Here is a 5232-nt window from a genome sequence, read left to right as displayed (position 1 = left end):
CGCCTCTGCGCTCGATTGTGCCGGGAGTCCCATCGTCTGCTTCCCTTCCTCTGTATGTCCTAGCGCGCGGCTTGGGTTTTTTTATTTCTTTCAACTCTAGGCACGCCTGGGCAGCAGGACAATCGGCTGTTTGAGGGGGTCATAAAAAAGCAACGAAGCATCGCGTTGGCAGCGCTTCCCATGCACATTCGGCAGTTCAGGCCAGTGATTTTGTCCTAAAAAAACCTAACGTTAACGTAAGCGGAAATTGTGGATTTCCACAGATCGGGGCAAAGCGTCGCAGGCACGGCTTGCGTGCCGTCCCGTGGCACCCCTAAGCTCGGCAGCAAGAGACCGGGGATCATCCGGCACAGTCGCTTTTCAGGGAGGAAAACGGTCATGATGCGGACCCGTTTGCACGTTTTTTCGGTCCTCGCGGCCGCAATGATCGGGGCCAATCCTGGCCTCGCCGCCGAGAGTGCCGAAGCGAAACCCGTTCCGGCGGCCTGCCCTGCCGGGGTTCCGGCCACGGCAAGTTGTTTTGCCGGGCAGGATTCCGCCGGGGCCTTCTATCTGATCGCCCAACCGCAGGGCTGGACCGGCACGCTGGTTCTGCACGCCCACGGCGGGCCGGAGTTGGGGGCGCCCTCGCCGGAGCGCACGGCAGAGGATCTCACCCGTTGGGCGATTATGGTGAAGGCGGGTTACGCTTGGGCGGGCTCGACCTTCCGCCAAGGCGGCGTCGAAGTACGCGCCGCCGCTGAGGATACCGAGCGCTTGCGCAAAATCTTCGTTGCCCACGTCGGCAAACCGCAGCGAACGATCCTGCACGGCCAATCTTGGGGGGCGAGTGTTGCCGCCAAAGGCGCGGAGATGTTCACCGAGCAAAAGCCCTATGACGCGGTGCTGTTGACCAGTGGTGTCCTCGGCGGCGGCACGCGCTCCTACGATTTCCGGCTCGATCTGCGCGCCGTCTATCAATATCTCTGCAATAACCATCCGCGCCCGGACGAGGGGGAGTATCCCGCGAATATTGGTTTGCCGGTCGCGTCACCCCTGAAAAACACCGATATCGCCGCGCGCACCGCCGAGTGTTTGGGGCTCGATAAACCCGTCGCCCAACGCACGCCTGAGCAGCAGCGCAAAGTCGAAACCATCGAGAAGGTCATCAAGATTCCGGCGGGGTCGATCCAATCGCATCTGAACTGGGCGACCTTCCATTTCCGCGACATCGTGGCCAAGCGTACGGACGGGGCCAGCCCCTTCGGCAATAGCGGTGTGCGCTATAGCGGCTCGGCGGATGATGCCGCGCTGAACGCCGGGGTTCGGCGTTATAAGGCCGATCCGGCGGCAGTGGTGCGTTTCGCGGCGGATACCGATCCGACCGGGCAAATCCCGGTGCCGGTGCTGACGGTGAAATGGATCGGCGATCCGACCGCCTTCGTCGAGCTTGACGCGCAGTTCAAGGAGACTATGACGCGCGGCGGCAGCGCGGACCGGCTGGTACAAACCTTTGTTACGACCGGCACCCATAGCTACATCAGCGACCCGACCTATCCGGCGCTGATGGCGGCGCTGCTCGATTGGGTCGAAACCGGCGCGAAACCGACGCCGGAAAGCATCGCCGCGCGCTGCGGGGCCGCCGAGGCCCAGTTCGGCGCGGGCTGCACCTTCGTTCCGACCTATGTGCCCGCCGCGCTGGAAACCCGGGTTGCGGCGCGCGACCGTCCCTGAGAGATCTCCAAGGGGGCGCTTGCGCCGCGCTGCGTCTCGCCCCTAAACTTAGCGCAGTAGATCGGAAGCAATCCGACACAGGTTCATAAACGTGGGAGAAACGAAAATGCGGTTCGCGACAAAGCTGATGGGGGCGGCGGTCGCCCTCTCGATGGGGATGGCGGTTTCGGGCACGGCCCAGGCCCAGACTTTCGTAAACGTGCTCACGGGCGGCACTTCCGGCGTCTATTACCCGCTGGGCGTGGCCCTCTCGCAGATCTACGGCAAGAGCATCGCCGGATCGAAAACCTCGGTGCAGGCAACGAAAGCCTCGGTCGAGAACCTCAACTTGCTCGAAGCGGGCAAGGGTGAGATCGGTTTCACCCTGGGTGACGCGCTCTCCCAAGCCTGGACCGGGGTTGCCGACGCGGGCTATGCCAAGCCGCTGCAAAAGCTGCGCGGCGTTGCGGGCATCTATCCGAATTACATTCAGATCATCGCCGCCAATTCCTCGGGCATCAAAAGCTTGGCCGATCTGAAGGGCAAGCGCATTTCGGTCGGCGCGCCCAAATCGGGCACCGAGTTGAATGCGCGCGCGATTCTGGCGGCGGCGGGGCTGACCTATGCCGATTTCGCCAAGGTTGAATATCTCGCCTTCGGTGAATCGGTCGATCTGATGAAGAACCGGCAGTTGGATGCGACTTTGCAGTCGGCGGGCCTCGGCGTCGCCTCAATCAAAGATCTCGCCACCTCGGTCGATATTACGGTCGTGCCGGTTCCGGCGGAAGTGGTGGCGAAAATCGGCGATGCGGCCTATCAGCCCAGCCTGATTCCGGCGGGCACCTATAAGGGCCAAGACGCGCCGATGCCGACCGCCGCCATCAATAACTTCCTCGTTACCCATAGTGGCGTTTCGGACGATGTCGCCTATGGCATGACCAAAAACCTATTCGAGAATCTCGACGGTATGGTCTCGGCCCACGCCGCCGCCAAGGACATTAAGCTCGAAAAAGCCCTGGCGGGCATGCCGGTGCCGCTGCATCCTGGCGCGGAAAAATACTACCGCGAAAAAGGCTTGGTGAAATAAGGCCCAAGGCGTCGAGGCCGGGGACGGGCAACCGTTCCCGGCGTTCCCCCTATCCGTTTCCTTGGCCCCGGTGAGACCCTGATGACGAAACCGTCCGTTGACGCTTTTCCCGCGCCGCCGCTGACCGAAGCCCCTCTAGCCGATCCCGAAAACCCCGCCGCCCATTTGAAGCTCGAAGGGCTGCCGGGAAAAATCGTTTGGGGGGCGGCGATTATCTTCGCCCTTTGGCAGGTTTATACAGCGGCCTTCAGCCCGGTTTCGTCCATTGTTGTGCGGTCGCTGCACGTCGGCGGGTTGCTGTTCCTTACCTTCGCGCTGTTCCGCTTTCAGCCGTCGAAAACGGGGCACGCCGCACCGCCCCTATGGGATTGGGGCCTGGGGCTGCTGGCGCTCGCCATCGGCTTCTATCAATGGGTGTTCGAAGGTGAGCTTATTCAGCGCGCGGGCGATCCGAACCAGATGGATCTGATCGTCGGCGTGCTCGCGTTGATTTTGCTGGTCGAAGGCTCCCGCCGCATTATGGGATGGGCGCTGCCCATCCTGTGCGTGATCTTCATTCCCTATGCCATTTGGGGCCGCTCTTTGCCCGAACCGCTACTGCATCGCGGGTTCGACTGGGTGCAAGTGATCGATACGCTCTCTTTCGGCACCGAAGGGATTTACGGCACGCCGACGGCGGTGTCGGCTACCTTCATTTTCCTCTTCATCCTGTTCGGCGCGTTCTTGGAAAAAGCCGGGATGATCGGGCTGTTCAACGATGTGGCGCTGGGCACGGTCGGCCATACCAAGGGGGGACCGGCGAAAGTGGCGGTGATTTCCTCCGGGCTGATGGGCACGATCAACGGGTCGGGTGTCGCCAATGTGCTGACGACGGGGCAGTTCACCATTCCGCTGATGATCCGCTTCGGCTATCGCCCGGCCTTTGCTGGCGCGGTGGAGGCCACGGCCAGCATGGGCGGGCAGATCATGCCGCCGGTGATGGGCGCGGTCGCCTTCATCATGGCCGAGCGCTTGGAACTGCCTTATTCCGAAATCGCCCTCGCGGCGATTATCCCAGCCCTGCTCTATTACCTATCGGCTTTCTGGATGGTGCATCTGGAAGCCGGGAAATTCGGACTGAAGGGGCTTCCGGCCGACCAACGCCCCGCTGTTTTCGCCTCGCTCAAGCGCAATTGGCACCTGATTCTGCCGTTGGCGGCGCTGGTGTATATGCTGTTTTCCGGCTTCACACCGCTGTTTGCGGGCGTCGTGGGCCTGGGGTTGACGATTGTGCTGATTTTGGGCGGGGCCAGCCTGGGGAAATTTGCGAACCTACCCGTGCGGGCGGTTGCGTGGATTTCGCTGGGGGCGGCTTTGGGCTCGCTGGTGGCTTTCGACGCGCTGTCGGTGGCGGCAACGCTCATGCTGGGCGTGGCGGGGCTGGTTCTGCTCTGCGCGGCGATGAAAGGCTGGGAAACGCTGCGCTTGCTGCTCGACGGGCTGGCCGATGGGGCGAAATCGGCCTTGGGCGTCGGCGTTGCCTGCGCGCTGGTTGGCATTCTCATCGGTATTATGACCCTGACCGGGCTTGCGACCACGGTTGCCGGGATGATCCTTGATCTCGCGGGCGATAATCTCGCTATCGCGTTGCTACTAACGATGGTCGTGTGCCTCGTGCTGGGCACGGGCCTGCCGACGATACCGAATTACATCATCACCTCCTCCATCGCCGCCCCGGTGTTGGAGAAAATGGGCGTGCCGCCGCTCATCTCCCATATGTTCTGCTTCTACTTCGGCATTATGGCCGACCTCACCCCGCCGGTTGCCCTGGCGGCGCTGGCGGCGCAGTCGATTGCCAAGGCCGGACATATGGAAATTGGCTGGATCGCAACGCGCATCGGGGCGGCGGGGTACGTCGTGCCCTTCATGGCGGTCTACGCGCCGGAACTGATGCTACAAGGCGCGAACGTCACCCCGCTGGCGGTGAGCTATATCGTGCTGAAAGCCGTGCTGGCGATTCTGCTGTGGGGCGGCGCTGCGACCGGCTGGCTGCTGGGGCGGTTGGGCGTGCTGGAGCGCTGTATCGCCACGGCCTGCGCGATTCTGCTGGTCGCAGCCCTGCCGATTACCGACGAGCTTGGCTTTGCTGGCGCGCTGGCCTTCTTCCTCTGGCACCGTTGGCAGGTGAAGCGGCGGCCCGAGTTGACCCGCATTCAAACGGCGTGAGCGCTTTCTGTTTGCTCACGCTCACGGGGGCCTTACTGTGGCGCAGCGAGGCCCCCCAGCTCACCCTGCGCTGGACCCATTCGGTCGAAAAAACCACCTGGGAAGAAGTCTGGCAGCGCGACGGGGCCGAGTTGGTGCTAACCGAAGCCCGCATCGAAGGCAGCGGCGCGGGCATGGAGCCGCCGCCGGACGCCCGCAAGGAGGGGCACTTTTGGGTGTGGGCACCGATGGTGCGGCTGGCGGAGGTC

4 protein-coding genes are annotated in these 5232 nt (G+C 62.9%); all 4 read left to right on the top strand.

All coding sequences use genetic code 11. The features are described 5' to 3' along the window. The first annotated feature begins 378 nt into the window (after positions 1–378). Positions 379–1713, top strand: a complete 1335-nt coding sequence (locus tag VZ95_RS03490; protein WP_045774646.1) for a hypothetical protein — start codon at positions 379–381, stop codon at positions 1711–1713. 106 nt (positions 1714–1819) lie between these two features. Continuing rightward, positions 1820–2779, top strand: coding sequence for a TAXI family TRAP transporter solute-binding subunit (locus VZ95_RS03485; RefSeq protein ID WP_045774645.1), 960 nt, complete (start codon positions 1820–1822; stop codon positions 2777–2779). Positions 2780–2860: 81 nt separating this feature from the next. After that, positions 2861–4984 carry a TRAP transporter permease gene (locus VZ95_RS03480; RefSeq protein WP_045774644.1) on the top strand — a complete coding sequence of 708 codons (2124 nt, stop codon included), beginning with the start codon at positions 2861–2863 and terminating at the stop codon, positions 4982–4984. Beyond that, positions 4981–5232 (top strand): DUF1850 domain-containing protein (locus VZ95_RS03475; RefSeq protein WP_198148060.1); only part of this gene is annotated, 252 nt, incomplete at its 3' end. The genes VZ95_RS03480 and VZ95_RS03475, both read left to right, overlap by 4 nt.

Origin of the sequence: Elstera litoralis, from assembly GCF_000963705.1 — a bacterium.
Lineage (GTDB): Bacteria > Pseudomonadota > Alphaproteobacteria > Elsterales > Elsteraceae > Elstera > Elstera litoralis.
Note: the sequence above shows the minus strand (reverse complement) of the source record. Positions and strands in the feature narration are given on the sequence as shown.